This is a genomic window from Actinokineospora bangkokensis (assembly GCF_001940455.1).
Lineage (GTDB): Bacteria > Actinomycetota > Actinomycetes > Mycobacteriales > Pseudonocardiaceae > Actinokineospora > Actinokineospora bangkokensis.
Genome location: NZ_MKQR01000025.1, coordinates 101164 through 114737, shown reverse-complemented (window position 1 = coordinate 114737; position 13574 = coordinate 101164). Strand labels below are relative to the sequence as shown.

Annotated in this window: 14 protein-coding genes; 9 read left to right on the top strand and 5 right to left on the bottom strand. The window is 74.0% G+C overall.

The genetic code is table 11. The features are described from left to right. Position 1: 1 nt before the first annotated feature. Positions 2-1252 carry an erythromycin esterase family protein gene (locus BJP25_RS22390; RefSeq protein ID WP_075976972.1) on the top strand — a complete coding sequence of 417 codons (1251 nt, stop codon included), beginning with the start codon at positions 2-4 and terminating at the stop codon, positions 1250-1252. 145 nt (positions 1253-1397) lie between these two features. On the opposite strand, the gene BJP25_RS22385 is transcribed toward BJP25_RS22390, so the two are convergent. Then, entirely contained in the window at positions 1398-1874 is a 477-nt protein-coding gene (locus BJP25_RS22385; RefSeq protein ID WP_143219255.1) for a hypothetical protein, read from the bottom strand. A gap of 127 nt (positions 1875-2001) precedes the next feature. Here BJP25_RS22385 and BJP25_RS22380 point away from each other — a divergent pair, with 127 nt between their 5' ends. The 3 genes from BJP25_RS22380 (at position 2002) to BJP25_RS22370 (ending at position 3343) form a co-directional block, all read left to right on the top strand. Next, the gene (locus tag BJP25_RS22380) at positions 2002-2832 is read left to right on the top strand and encodes a helix-turn-helix domain-containing protein (RefSeq protein WP_075976970.1); all 831 of its coding nucleotides are present in this window, start codon (positions 2002-2004) and stop codon (positions 2830-2832) included. A gap of 2 nt (positions 2833-2834) precedes the next feature. Next, positions 2835-3002, top strand: a complete 168-nt coding sequence (locus BJP25_RS22375; RefSeq protein WP_075977026.1) for a DUF397 domain-containing protein — start codon at positions 2835-2837, stop codon at positions 3000-3002. A 128-nt stretch (positions 3003-3130) separates the two neighbouring features. Then, positions 3131-3343, top strand: a complete 213-nt coding sequence (locus tag BJP25_RS22370; RefSeq protein ID WP_075976969.1) for a DUF397 domain-containing protein — start codon at positions 3131-3133, stop codon at positions 3341-3343. Here BJP25_RS22370 and BJP25_RS22365 read toward each other — a convergent pair. Next, positions 3340-3783 (bottom strand): SRPBCC family protein, encoded by a 444-nt coding sequence (locus BJP25_RS22365; protein WP_075976968.1) that lies wholly within the window; start codon positions 3781-3783, stop codon positions 3340-3342. The genes BJP25_RS22370 and BJP25_RS22365 overlap by 4 nt on opposite strands. Before the next feature lie 53 nt (positions 3784-3836). Continuing rightward, a complete protein-coding gene (locus tag BJP25_RS35095) occupies positions 3837-4259 on the bottom strand; it encodes a DUF1707 SHOCT-like domain-containing protein (protein ID WP_075976967.1) in 423 nt (140 codons plus the stop codon). A 70-nt stretch (positions 4260-4329) separates the two neighbouring features. Here BJP25_RS35095 and BJP25_RS22355 point away from each other — a divergent pair, with 70 nt between their 5' ends. Further along, positions 4330-5532: a cysteine desulfurase-like protein gene (locus BJP25_RS22355; protein ID WP_408607188.1), complete on the top strand. Its 1203-nt coding sequence runs from the start codon at positions 4330-4332 to the stop codon at positions 5530-5532. A gap of 53 nt (positions 5533-5585) precedes the next feature. On the opposite strand, the gene BJP25_RS22350 is transcribed toward BJP25_RS22355, so the two are convergent. Further along, positions 5586-6686 (bottom strand): S1 family peptidase, encoded by a 1101-nt coding sequence (locus BJP25_RS22350; protein ID WP_075976966.1) that lies wholly within the window; start codon positions 6684-6686, stop codon positions 5586-5588. A gap of 343 nt (positions 6687-7029) precedes the next feature. Between BJP25_RS22350 and BJP25_RS22345 the strand changes: the two genes are divergently transcribed. From BJP25_RS22345 to BJP25_RS22335, 3 genes are all read left to right on the top strand, one after another. Further along, positions 7030-7935 carry an alpha/beta hydrolase gene (locus tag BJP25_RS22345; protein ID WP_075976965.1) on the top strand — a complete coding sequence of 302 codons (906 nt, stop codon included), beginning with the start codon at positions 7030-7032 and terminating at the stop codon, positions 7933-7935. After that, positions 7932-9572, top strand: a complete 1641-nt coding sequence (locus tag BJP25_RS22340) for an ABC-F family ATP-binding cassette domain-containing protein (RefSeq protein WP_075976964.1) — start codon at positions 7932-7934, stop codon at positions 9570-9572. The genes BJP25_RS22345 and BJP25_RS22340 overlap by 4 nt, the downstream gene beginning before the upstream one ends. Positions 9573-9750: 178 nt before the next feature. Then, positions 9751-11214: an AlkA N-terminal domain-containing protein gene (locus tag BJP25_RS22335; protein ID WP_075976963.1), complete on the top strand. Its 1464-nt coding sequence runs from the start codon at positions 9751-9753 to the stop codon at positions 11212-11214. Positions 11215-11307: 93 nt separating this feature from the next. Here BJP25_RS22335 and BJP25_RS22330 read toward each other — a convergent pair whose 3' ends face one another. Continuing rightward, on the bottom strand, positions 11308-12480 hold the full coding sequence (locus BJP25_RS22330; protein WP_075976962.1) for a nucleotide sugar dehydrogenase: 1173 nt from the start codon (positions 12478-12480) through the stop codon (positions 11308-11310). 355 nt (positions 12481-12835) lie between these two features. Here BJP25_RS22330 and BJP25_RS22325 point away from each other — a divergent pair, with 355 nt between their 5' ends. After that, complete coding sequence (locus BJP25_RS22325; protein WP_075976961.1) at positions 12836-13372, top strand: EF-hand domain-containing protein; 537 nt, start codon at positions 12836-12838, stop codon at positions 13370-13372. Positions 13373-13574: the final 202 nt, after the last annotated feature.

Sequence of the window (13574 nt, the reverse complement as noted above, 5' to 3'; positions counted from 1 at the left end):
CGTGCTGATCACCTCGGCCGCGGTGCACCCGCTGGCCACGGTCGACCCGGACGCGCCGCTCGACGACCTCACCTGGCTGGACGAGGTCGTCGAGGGCGCGCGGGTCGTCGGCATCGGGGAGGGCGCGCACTACACCCGGGAGTTCCTGCTGCTGCGCCACCGGGTGCTGCGCTACCTGGTGTCCCGGCACGGGTTCACCGCGTTCGCGATGGAGTCCGGGTTCACCGAGGGCTGGCGGGTCAACCAGTGGGTGCACGGCGGCCCCGGCGACCTCGACGACCTGCTGGCCACCGCGATCACCTCGCTGATGGGCATCTGGGCGCCGGTGCGCGCGCAGCTGGAGTGGATGCGCTCGGCGGGCGTGCCGTTCTACGGCATCGACCTGTCCGGGTCGAACGGCTCGGTGGTGTCCTGCCTGGACGCGCTGGCCGCGGTGGGCGTGGAGGTGGACCCGGCGCTGCGCGCGACGGCCGTGTCGATCTCCGCCACGTCGTCGTTCACGGCCCTGGAGTCCTTCCAGGCCTACACCTCCCTCCCGCAGTCCGAAAGGGACGCGTTCACCGCCGCGCTGGCCGACCTGGTGCGCGCGGTGCGGGAGTGCCGGGAGAGCATCGTCGAGCGGTTCGACGAGCACCTGTACGAGCGCACGACCCGCACGGCGGAGTTGGCCGTGCGCATCGACTCGGTGGTGCGCCGCTCGGCGGAGCAGGACCTCGCGGCGAGCCTGCGCGAGCGCGACGCGGGCATGGCGGAGAACGTGGCCTGGGTGCTCGACCGCGAGCCGCGCGTGGTGCTCGCGGGCCACAACGTCCACCTCCAGCACTGGCCCGCCGCGCTGATGGGCGCCGACCCCGCCCCGCCGCTCGGCCAGGACCTGGCGAACCGCTTCGGGGACGAGTACCGGGTCATCGGGACCACCTCGGGCACCGGGCGCACGCTGAGCACCGGCGAGGACTTCTACGCGGGCCCCCTGTTCAGCGACCTGCCCCCGCCCCCGCCCGGCACGGTGGACGCGGTGCTGGACGACCTGTCCGAGGGGCCCATCGCCGTCGTCACCAGCCGCCTCACCGAGGACGAGAAGGCCACCATCCGCGCCGCCGGTGAGCAGCGCCTGGGCCCGGACACCCTCCCCATCGACGCCGTGGCCGCCTTCGACGCCCTCGTGCACGTGCCCACGGTGTCCGCCGCACCCGCCGACCCCGGCGCGCTCACCCGCTCCCCCTCGGAAGTCCGCGCCGCCTTCGCCCGCTGAGCTGGAGACCCCTGCGCTGGTGACCCCGGCGCTGGTGAGCTCCTGCGCCCCTGGGCCTGCTGGGCCGACCCGCGGCAGGCGAAGTGCACCCGGGTGGGTGAGGGCGGCGCGCCCTCACCCACCCGGGTCTGCTGCCGTCGCCCGGTCAGGTGATCCGGCGGCGGTACTTGACCTCGCGGTTCACCCCGGGGGTGAAGAACCGGCGGATCAGGAAGTTCACGGCGGCGCCGATCAGCAGCCAGACGATGATCGCCATGCCGTAGTCGAGCAGGACCGCCAGCTTCTGCGAGCCGGGGCTGAACAGGCCCTCGAAGCCCAGCGACACCGCCCCGGAGAAGTCGCGCACGAAGGAGGCGAACCCGTTGCCCGCGTTCGCCTCCGCGAGGGTGAGCACGATGTGCAGGGCGAGCACGACCGCGAACAACCCCACCACGAAGCTGACGACCGAGCAGGCCACCCCGACCCCGCGCAAGCGCTTGGCCCGGCTGTCCTCGACCCGCTCGCTCACCACTTCCTCATCCGGCACCGCGACGTACTGGTCCTCGTGCTGCCGAGGGGCGACGTACTGCTCCTGCGGCGGGAGGGCCCGGGTGCGCTCTGGATCCCGCTCCGGATAGCTCATGCGGAAAATGGTGACACCCGATCGGCGTATGCGCAGGACAGCGGCCGAGTGGCCTAACCCGAGGCGGGTTCGCTACGGTGACTTTCCAGGAAGGTGCAGGTCCTTCCAAGGGTGGGAAGGCACGGACGTGGCGAACAAGCGACAACCCCCCAGGCCCCGCGACCGGATCATCGGCGCCCGGCTGCGCGCGATCCGCCGGGAGCGCACCAAGCACAGCCTGGAGGCCGCGGCGGCGCTCCTGGGCTGGGGGCTGGCCACCATGTCGCGCATCGAGAACGGCAAGCGCAACATCTCCACCGAGGACGTGGCCGCGATCCTCACCGCCTACGGCATCCCCGCCGCCGAGCGCAACGAGGTCATCGCCGAGGCCCGCGCCGAGAACGCCTCCGGCTGGTGGGACCGCCCCCTGCCCGGTGTGCCCGCCGAGATGGGCACCCTGGCCAGCTACGCCGTCGACGCCACCAGCATGACGAACTGGGCGGTGACCCTGATCCCCGGCCTGCTCCAGACCGAGGATTACGCCATGGCGCTGATGCTCTCTCAGGGCTGGCCGAAGGAGTCCGTGGAACTGAGGTGGGTGGCCCGGCGGAGGCGCCAGGAAATCCTCGGCACGATCGACTACCGCGCCTACATCAGCGAGACCGCCCTGCGGACGCCGTTCGGCGGGGCGGAAACGCACCGCAACCAACTCCAGCACCTGCTGGAGGCGCGCGACCGCGGCATCTCGGTGCGGGTCGTGCCGCAATACCTGCCGGTGGGGCTCATCAGCCACTCCTGGCTCTACATGACCTTCCCCACCACCAATCCCGTGGTGAACGTCGAGGTCGCCGAAGGCGGCGTCTACCTCCACGACGATCAGGCCGAGCCCTACGCCAGGCTGCTGACGATGCTCGATCACAAAGCCCTTCCCACCGCCGAAAGCCAGACTAAAATTCGGTCGATCCAGAAGGAGGCGTGATCATGGAGTGGCGCAAGTCCAGCTTCAGTGAAGGTGGCGATTGCGTGGAGGTGCGGCAGGACCTGGCGGCGGTGCGGGACAGCAAGAACCCCGCTGGTCCGGCCCTGTCCATCGATCTCACGCAGCTGACGGCCGCCATTCGATCGGGCGAATTGCACCGAGAGGTCTGACCGCACCCTGGCGCGAGCCGTGCCTGAGCCCCAACACTGGACGAGGCGCAGGCGCGGCTCGCCGCCACGGTGCGACAGCCACCCCGCCTGCCGCAGGCTGTCCGTCCCGGCACCCCCAGGAGGCAGGCATGACGTGGCGCAAGTCGAGCTTCAGCGGCTCCGGCGGCAACTGCGTGGAAGTGCGGTGGCGGAAGTCGAGCGCGAGCAACGACGTCAACTGCGTGGAAGTGCGGCACGACCTTGCCGCGGTGCGGGACAGCAAGAACCCCACCGGCCCCACCCTCTCCGTCGACCTCGCCCGGTTGGCGGCGGTGCTCCGCGCAGGCGGGCCGGGCCGCTAGGCCTTCGCGGAGAAGCGGGCCTCCAGGCGGTCCAGGGTCGCCCGGATCCCCTGGAGGTTCTTCTTCGGGAACCCGACCAGCTGGATGCCCAGCGGCCACCGGGCCGTCGACCAGTCGAAGGTCTCGGTGACCCTGGTGCGCCCGTCGCCCAGGTCCTCCAGCTGCCAGCGCCACCGGTGGCCGAAGAAGTGCCGCCAGGCGATGAGCCGGTCCTGCTCGAACTCCACCACGGTGTTCTCGATCTTGTACGCCGCGCCCAGCTTCATGTCCATGCCGAACTTCGAGCCCAGCTCCAGCCGCCGCGCGCCGCCGGGGCGCACGGCCGTCACGGTGCCGGAGCCGTCCAGCTCGGGGTGCTTGGCGGGGTCGGTGAGCAGGGCGAACAGCTCGGCCGCTGGCGCGGCCACGACTCGGGTGTCGGACACCTGGCGGTTGGGCATGGACCAACCCTAGGCCGCCCGGCGCGCGCGGGCAGACCGCGCGGGCTCACCCCTCAGCTGACCATGACCACGAAGATGCCGACGAGCAGGATCGGCGCCAGCGCCCACCACGTGCCCGTCACCGCCACCACGGTCACCACCGCGGCCAGCGCCACCGACAGGCCGGTGATCACCACCACCCGGGTGCGGTGCGGGTTCGTCTCGTGGATCAGCGGGTCGCGGCGCGGCGCCTGGGCCACCGCGCCGCCCGGCACCGGGCCCGGCAGCGGCGCGCCGAAGGTCGGGTGCGGGGCGGGCAGGTCCTCGAAGGCCGCCAGCAGCTCCGCGCGGGTGCGGGCGGCGTTCGCGGCGGTGCACCGGGCGGCGTACTCGTCGACGTCGAGGCGGCCCGCGGCCAGGTGCGCGCCCAGCGCGTCGACCGCCCGCTCGCGGTCCTCCGTGCCGATGCGCAGCCGTGCCTCACGCCCAGTCGCCATGGTGCCACTCTACGCAAGCCGACCCCCCGGCGACACACGTCCGCGGCCCGCCCCGGGGACTTAGGCTCCGGTGGTGGACACCCCATACGACCTCGACCGCACCCGGTCGCGCTTCCCCGCCCTGGCCTCCGGCACCGCCCACTTCGACGGCCCCGGCGGCTCCCAGGTCCCCGTCGACGTGGCCGACGCCGTGCACCGCACGCTGACCACCTCCCTGGCCAACCGCGGGCAGGTCACCGCCGCCGAGCGGGCCGCGGACGCCGTGGTCGTCGACGCCCGCCGGGCCGTGGCCGACCTGCTCGGCGCCGACCCCGGCGGCGTCGTCTTCGGCCGCAGCATGACCCAGCTCACCTACGACCTCGCCCGCGCCCTGGCCAAGCGCTGGCGGCCCGGCGACGAGGTGGTCGTCACCCGCCTCGACCACGACGCCAACATCCGCCCCTGGGTGCAGGCCGCCGAGGCCGTCGGCGCCGTCGTCCGCTGGGCCGACCCGGTGGGCGTCGAGCTGCCGGTGTCCGCGGTCGAGGCCGTCCTGTCCCCGCGCACCCGGCTCGTGGCGGTGACGGCCGCCTCCAACCTGGTCGGCACCAAGCCCGACGTCCCCGCCATCGCCGCCGCCACCCACGCCGCGGGCGCCCTGCTGCACGTCGACGGCGTCCACTACACCCCGCACGCCTTCGTCGACGTCCACGCCCTCGGCGCCGACTTCTACGCCTGCTCCCCCTACAAGTTCCTCGGCCCCCACCTCGGCGTGCTCGCCGCCGACCCCGCCCTGCTCGACGAGGTCCACCCGGACAAGCTCCTGCCGTCCTCCAACGCCGTCCCCGAGCGCTTCGAGCTGGGCACCCTGCCCTACGAGCTGCTGGCGGGCACCACCGCCGCCGTCGACTTCCTGGCCGACCTCGTCCCCGGCACCGGCCCCCGCCGCGACCGCCTCCGCACCTCGCTGGCGGCCCTCGACGAGCACGAGAACGCCCAGCGCGACCGCCTGGAGCAGGGCCTGCGCGCCGTCCCCGGCGTCACCATCTGGTCCACCGCCGCCTCCCGCACCCCCACCACCCTGTTCACCGTGGACGGCCACGAGCCCGCTGCGGTGTACCGGCACCTGGCGGGCGCGGGCGTGAACGCGCCCGCGAGCCACTTCTACGCCGTGGAGTGCGCCCGCTTCCTGGGCCTGGGCGACGCGGGCGCGGTCCGCGCGGGCATCGCCCCCTACACCTCGCCGTCCGATGTGGACCGCCTGGTGGCGGGGGTGGCGGCCCTGGTGGGCTGACGACGAGGGGCCCGGTCCGCGCGGACCGGGCCCCTCGTGGCGCGCGCCGTGCGTCAGCCGGTGGTCAGCGACAGCCCGTAGGCGTTCAGGATCTCGTTGACCGGCTGGAAGTAGGTCGTGCCACCGGAGGTGCAGTCACCCGACCCGCCGGAGGTCACGCCCTGCGCCTGCGACCCGCTCACCCACGACCCGCCGGAGTCGCCGGGCTCGGCGCAGACGTTGGTCTCGGTCAGCCCCGACACCGACCCCTCCGCGTAGTTCACCGTCTGGTTGAGGGCCTGGACCTCCCCGCAGTGCCACCCGGTCGTCGACCCGGACCGGCAGATGCTCGCCCCCTCGGCGGCCGCGGTGGACCCCGTCACCGTCACGTCCCCGTTGCCGTACCCGTCCACCACGGGCGACTCGGACCAGCTGGAGTTGGTCGCCACGTAGGAGTAGTCGTTCCCCGGGAACGAGGAACCCTCGAAGGTCCCCATCGCGCTGTCGTCCGCGGCGGTCACGCTGTCCCCGGTCGACCCGCAGTGCCCGGCGGAGACGAACCCGCCCGACACCGAGAACCCGATCGAACACCGCGCCGACCCGTTGATGTAGTACGCCACACCGCCGGTCACCGACCCGGCGAACAGCCGCGGCGCCTGCGTGACCTCCTGCACCGTCACCGGCCCGGCCGCCTTCGCCGCGTCCAGGAACGAGGACACCTCGGGCGAGGAAGAGCCCTTCAGCACCTTCACGACCACCGAGTTCGCCTTGGTGTCGACGTACCACCCGGTCACGGCCTTCGGCGCCGCCTTCGCGTCGATGGCGGCCTTGGTGTCCTCCAACGCCTTCTCGGTGTGCGCCACCAGCGTGGTCCGAGCCCCGGTGGCCGCAACGCCCTCAGCCGCGGCCCCGTCGGTCACCGCCACGACGAGCGCACCACTGTCCAACCAGGACCCGGCGTAAGCGCCACCCGCAGCGGCCTTGGCCTCCGGCAACAGCCGCATCGAAGCGGACTCCGCCGCCAACCGCTCCCGCACCTGCTGCCCGCTCAACCCCAGATCCCGCTGGAGCGCCGGGACAAGCGCCTCCGGGGCCGCACTGGCGGGCTGCCCGACCAGCACGGCCGCACCGGCGAAACCGACCAAACCCACAGCCGCCACAACACTTCTGCGCATGGGGACTTCCTCATTCCTTGCTCGCAGGGACGCGGACGACGGTCCCCCGACCAACTCGCCGGACCGCCACCCGATCCCCGAACGCTAGAACGCCCTCACCCGCCCAGGGCACCTACGAAAGTCGGTTCCGCCAATTCCCCACTCATCGCACTCTCATCCCGTTGCCAACTCCCCGCCGCTGTGCCCGCTCCGAACGGCCCACCCCCCTCCGCCCCCCGGCCCAACCCCCACCCCGCCCGTCCCCACCCCAACCCCCGCCACCCGCACCCCCGCCCGTCCAGCATCATGGACCCACGGCCACCCGCCACCCCGGCGGGCGGCGACCCCGAGCGGAGGTGGCGCGGTGCCCCTGCACCCCCAGGTCGAGGCGGCTCTGGCGGCTGCGCCCCCGCGGGAGGCCGCCACCCCCGAGTCGCTCCCCCGGCTGCGCGCGCTGCTGCGCGCGGGTGCCTCGACCTGGTCCGGGCCGGGCACCGAGGTCGCCACCGTGTCCGATGTGGACGCCGATGGGGTCCGGGTCCGCCTCTACCAGCCGCAGGAGTCCGGGCCGCTCGTCGTCTTCCTGCACGGTGGCGGGTGGGTCAACGGGGACCTCGACACCTACGACCCCCTCTGCCGCTACCTCGCCGCCCTCTCCGGTGCGACGGTCGCGGCCATCGACTACCGGCTGGCGCCCGAGCACCCCTACCCCGCCGCCTTCGAGGACATCGACACGGCCGTCCTCTGGCTGCGGGGCAAGGGCGCCAAGGCCCACGGCATCGACCCCAACCGCGTGGCCGTCGTGGGCGACTCGGCGGGCGGGCACCTCGCGGCGGTCACCGCCCGGCGCTGGCGCGACGTCGGTGCCGGGTTCACCAGCCAGGTGCTCATCTACCCCGTCATCGACCCCGACGCCCGCAAGGAGTGCCCGGGGCTGCCGGAGGACATGCGCCAGCTGCAAATCGCGGATGGGCGGTTCTGCTGGGACAGCTTCGTCCCCCCGGGCTACGACCGCGCCCACCCCGACCTCTCGCCCCTCAACGCCGACCTGGCCGGGTTGCCGCCCGCGCTGGTCGTCACCGCCGAGTTCGACGCGCTGCGGGCCGAGGGGGAGGCCTACGCCGACGCGCTCGCGCGGGCCGGGGTGCCGACCGTGGCCGTGTGCTACCAGGGCCAAGCGCACGACTTCTTCCGGGGGTTGGTGCTGTTCGACGCCGCTCGGGCGGCCATCGCGCAGGTGGCGGCGACGCTGCGGGCGGAGCTGGCGTGAGCGCCACCCTCGTCGCCAAGGGGCTGGCCGCCGGGCACGGTGACCGGGTGCTGTTCAGCGGGCTCGACCTGGTGGTGGCGCCCGGGGACGTCGTGGGGCTCGTGGGCGTCAACGGCGCGGGCAAGTCGACGCTGCTGCGGACCCTCGCCGGGGTGCTGCCCGCCGAGGCCGGGTCGGTGCGGCTCTCGCCGTCGACGGCCACCGTGGGGTACCTGCCGCAGGAGCCCGACCGCAGGCCGGGGGAGACCGTGCGCGGGTTCCTCGCCCGGCGCACCGGGGTCGCCGAGGCGCAGGCGCGGATGGACGCCGCCGCGGAGGCGCTGGGCTCGGGGGCGCCGGGGGCGGACGAGGAGTACGGCACCGCCCTGGAGCGCTGGTTGGCCCTCGGCGGCGCCGACCTCGACGAGCGGGCCGAGGAGGCGGCGGCCGAGCTGGGGCTGGGGGTGTCGCTGGAGTCGGAGATGGCGTCGCTGTCCGGTGGGCAGGCGGCCCGCGCGGGCATGGCCTCGCTGCTGCTCAGCCGCTACGACGTGTTCCTGCTCGACGAGCCCACCAACGACCTCGACCTCGACGGCCTCGCCCGGCTGGAGGCGTTCGTCTCCGGGCTGCGCGCGGGCACCGTCGTGGTCAGCCACGACCGCGAGTTCCTGGCCAGGACGGTCACCTCGGTGCTGGAGCTGGACCTGGCCCAGCAGCAGGTCAACGAGTACGGCGGCGGCTACGAGTCCTACCTGGAGGAGCGCGAGCTGGCCCGCAGGCACGCCCGCGAGCGCTACGACGAGTACGCCGACACCCGCTCGGCGTTGCAGGACCGCGCGCAGATGCAGCGCAACTGGATGGAGCACGGCGTCCGCAACGCCCGCCGCAAGGCCAAGGACAACGACAAGTCCTCCCGCCGCACCCGCCTGGAGTCCACCGAGAAGCAGGCCGCCAAGGCCCGCCAGACCCAGCGGATGATCGAACGGCTGGAGGTCGTGGAGGAACCGCGCAAGGAGTGGGAGCTGCGCATGGAGATCGCCGCCGCCCCGCGCACCGGCGCGGTGGTGGCGGCGCTGCGCGGGGCCGTGGTGCGCCGCGGCGGGTTCACCCTCGGACCGGTGTCGGTGGAGCTCGGCTGGGCCGAGCGGGTCGCCATCACCGGGGCCAACGGCGCGGGCAAGTCCACCCTGCTCGCGGCCCTGCTCGGCCGCGTGCCGCTGGACGCCGGGGAGTCCTACCTGGGCCCCGGGGTGCAGGTCGGGGAGGTCGACCAGGCCCGCGGCCTGTTCCTCGGCGACGACCGGCTGGTCGACGCGTTCGAGCGGCAGGTGCCCGACTGGGAGACCGCCGACGTGCGCACCCTGCTGGCCAAGTTCGGCCTGCGCGCCGAGCACGTCCTGCGCCCCGCCGCCACCCTCTCGCCCGGCGAGCGCACCCGCGCCGCGCTGGCCCTGCTGCAAGCCCGCGGGGTCAACCTGCTCGTGCTCGACGAGCCCACCAACCACCTCGACCTGCCCGCCATCGAGCAGCTGGAGGGCGCGCTGGCCGACTACCCGGGCACCCTGCTGCTGGTGACCCACGACCGCCGGATGCTCGACGCGGTGCGCGTGGACCACCGCTGGGAGGTCGACGCGGGCGCGGTGCGCGAGCGGGGCTGACCCCGGGCGCAGAGCGGAGGGATCCTCGCTACTGCCCGGGAACCTGCGCGATCATCCCCTCGGGACGGTTCGCGGGCCGCCGCGCGCCGCCGGCGGGAATCCGACCAGACCCGGCGATGCCGCCCCGCGTCGTTTTACCGCTAGCACACTGCTGCCCGTGACCCCCATCCTTGACCGGGTGCATGAGGACTTCGATCGCTGCGTGCGCGCGGTTCGCTCCAAGGACGCGCGCTTCGACGGCTGGTTCTTCACCGCGGTCAGGACGACCCGGATCTACTGCCGACCCAGTTGCCCGAGCATGCCGCCCAAGGCGGAGAACATGACGTTCTTCCCCAGCGCGGCCGCGGCCCAGTCGGCGGGCTTCCGCGCCTGCAAGCGGTGCAGGCCCGACGCCAGCCCCGGCTCCCCGGAGTGGAACGAGCGCGCCGACCTCGCCGCCAGGGCCATGCGGCTCATCGCCGACGGGGTGGTGGACCGGGCGGGCGTGCCCGGCCTGGCCGCCCGGCTGGGCTACAGCGTCCGCCAGGTGGAGCGCCAGCTGCTCGCGGAGTTCGGCGCCGGGCCGCTGGCGCTGGCCAGGGCGCAGCGGGCGCAGACCGCCCGGCTGCTCATCGAGACCACGACGCTGCCGATGAGCGAGGTGGCCGCCGCGGCCGGGTTCGGCAGCATCCGGACCTTCAACGACACCGTGCGCGAGGTGTTCGCGCTGCCGCCCACCGAGCTGCGGCTGCGCGCGGGCAGGCAGGTCGCCAGCCCCGGCGCGATCACCCTGCGGCTGCCCTTCCGCGAACCGCTGTCCCCGGACAACCTGTTCGCCCACCTGGCCGCCACCGCCGTGCCCGGCCTGGAGGAGTTCCGCGACGGCGCCTACCGGCGCACCCTGCGGCTGCCGCACGGCAGCGGCACCGCCACCCTGCGCCCCGCCGCCGACCACGTCTCCTGCCAGCTCACCCTCACCGACCTGCGCGACCTGTCCCGGGCCATCAGCCGCTGCCGCAGGCTGCTCGACCTCGACGCCGACCCGGTGGCCGTCGACGACCTGCTCGCCGCCGACCCGGCGCTGGCCGGGCAGGTGCGCCGCGAACCGGGCAGGCGGGTGCCGCGCACCGTCGACGGCGCCGAACTGGCCATCCGCACCGTGGTCGGCCAGCAGATGTCCGCGGGCGCCGCGCGCACCCACCTGGGCAGGCTGGTGGCCGAGCTGGGCGACCCGGTCGACGACCCGGTGGGCGGGCTGACCCACCTGTTCCCCACCCCCGCCGCGCTGGCCGAGGTGGACCCGGAGCGCTTCGGCCTGCCCCGGGGCCGCCGCGAGTCGCTGGTGTCGCTGGTCGCCGCCCTCGCGGGCGGCACGATCGACCTGGGCGTGGGCGCCGACCGGGAGCGCACCAGGGCCCGGCTGGCGGTGCTGCCCGGGTTCGGCCGGTGGACGGTGGAGATGATCGCCATGCGCGCGCTCGGCGACCCCGACGCGTTCCTGGCCTGCGACATCGGCGTGCGGGCGGCGGCGCGGGCCCTGGGCCTGCCGTTCACCCCCGCCGCGCTCGACGCGCACGCCGCCGCGTGGCGGCCCTGGCGCGCCTACGCCGTGCAGTACCTGTGGGCCGTCACCGAACTCCAGGCGAGCAACCAACCCGCCTGAGCGCGGGCGCGGGGCGGGCGGGTTCCCGGCGGACCCGCCTGCCCCGCGAATCGGATTAATCCCCGCTTAACGCTGATGCGGGTGAACCGCAGGTCAAAGGCGGTGCACGTCCTCGCCGTCGAGCACGCCGCGGGTGTCGAGCACCGGTCCGGGCGACCCGAGCCGCACCCCCCGGTGGTCCTGGAGCAGCACCACCAGGTCCCACCCGCTGCCCACCTCCGGCACCCGCGGCACCTCGGCACCGTCCACGGCGAACGCGGGCACCAGCGGGTCGCAGTACGACACCCGCGCCCCCGCCGCCCGCAGCGCCCGCACGACGCCCTCCGCCGGGGTCTCCCGGATGTCCGCGACATCGGCCTTGTAGGTGACGCCGACGACCAGCACCCGCGCGCCCGCCACCCGCCCGCCCCCGCGCAGCAGGTCCAGCGCGCGCCGGGCCACGTAAGCGGGCATCCCGGAGTTCACCGCCCGCGCCGCGTCCACCACCGCGCACGGCGCGCCCACCGCCCGCGCCCGGGTCGACAAGTAGACCGGGTCGACCGGGATGCAGTGCCCGCCCGCGCCCGGCCCCGGCCGGAACGCCTGGAACCCGAACGGCTTGGTGCCCGCGCAGCGCAGCACGTCCCACACGTCCACGCCCAGCCGCTCGCACAGCACCGCGACCTCGTTGACCAGCGCGATGTTCACCAGCCGGTAGCTGTTCTCCAGCAGCTTGGCCATCTCCGCCTCGCGCAGCCCCGCCGCGGGCACCACCTCGTCCACCAGCTGCTCGTAGAAGGCCGCGCACCGCTTCGCGCACAGCGGCGTCAGCCCGCTGACCACCTTCGGCGTGTTCGCCAGCCCGAAGGCCGCGTTGCCCGGGTCCACCCGCTCCGGCGAGCACGCCAGGTTGAAGTCCACCCCGGCCACCAACCCGCGCGCCTCCAGCAGCGGCAGCAGCACCTCCTCGGTCGTCCCCGGGTAGCTGGTGGACTCCAGCACCACCAGCGCCCCCGGTCGCAGGTGGTCACCGACGGCCCGCCCGGCGGCCACCACCGCGCGCAGGTCCGGCTCGCCGCCCACCAGCCCCGTCGGCACGCAGATCACCACCGTGTCCGCTGTGGACACCGCGGCCGGGTCGGTGGTGACGGGGAACGGGCCGCCGTCGAGGGCGGCGACGACGGCGGGGTCGCTGTCCACGCCCACCACCGACAGGCCCGCGGCGTGCGCGCGGTCGGCCAGCGGCCGCCCCACGTAGCCCAGGCCGAGCACGACCAGGTCGCCCATCGCGGTCAGGCCCGGACGCGGCCCGCGGCCGCTGGCGGGGCTGGTGGTGTCGCGCGCATGGCTGTTCCTCTCGTTCGCGGATCGGACGGGGACAATTCTGTTCCGCGCCCACCGGCTGCGGAAGTCGCCGGTAAGGGGTGCGCGCGTCACCCGCCAGTTGCTCATTCCGACTACCCTCCGCGCATGCAGGAACCCACCATTCCTGCAACTGTCGTCGCAGCTCAGGCTGGGTGCGAAGACCACCCGAAAAGGGGGTGAACGAGTCCGGGTGACCCGTGTCGACCATTGCTAGTGTCGATTTCCGGGGTCGACGATCGGCCCCCGGGAAATGCCCCTACTGCGAAGGAGCACGGTCGTGACCGCAAGCGTTCAGGACAGCAGGCTGCAACGGCGCTTCGACCTGTGGGACGCCAACGGCGACGGCGTCATCGACCGGTCCGACTACGAGACCGAGGCCCGCCGCATCCTGTCGGCCTTCGACGAGCACGAGACCTCGCCCAAGGGCCGCGCCCTCGTCCACGCCTACCTCGCCATGTGGGACAAGCTCGGCCACATGACCGGTGTCGGCCCCTACGGCGCGGTCTCCCGCGAGCAGTTCCTCGCCGCCGCGGAGCGGGAGGTCGTCGAAGGCGGCGACGCGGGCTTCGACCGCAGCCTGCGCCCCACCATCGAGGCCATGGTCGACCTCTGCGACACCGACGGCGACGGCGAGGTCAGCCCCGAGGAGTTCACCCGCTGGCTGCGCGCCATGGGCGTCCAGGGCCGCCAGGCGGGCACCGCCTTCGAGCAGATCGACCGCGACGGCAGCGGCAGGCTCTCGGTGGAGGAGCTCGTCGCCGCCGTCCGCGACTACCACCAGGGCAAGCACGACATCCCGCTGCTGGGTCGCTGACGCTTTCGAGCGTTCGGGGGCTTGGGCGTTTGAGGGGTTGCGTTGTGGGCCCGGTTGGGTGGATCCGCTTGGTCGGGGCCCCTACGGCGATCATGTGCTGCGGGCGGGGAAAAGGCGGGCTGAAAAGACGCCCGCCCGTCCCGTTGGGTAGCACATGATCGCCTCCCCCGACCAAGCGAATCCACCCAACCGGGCAGAGCCA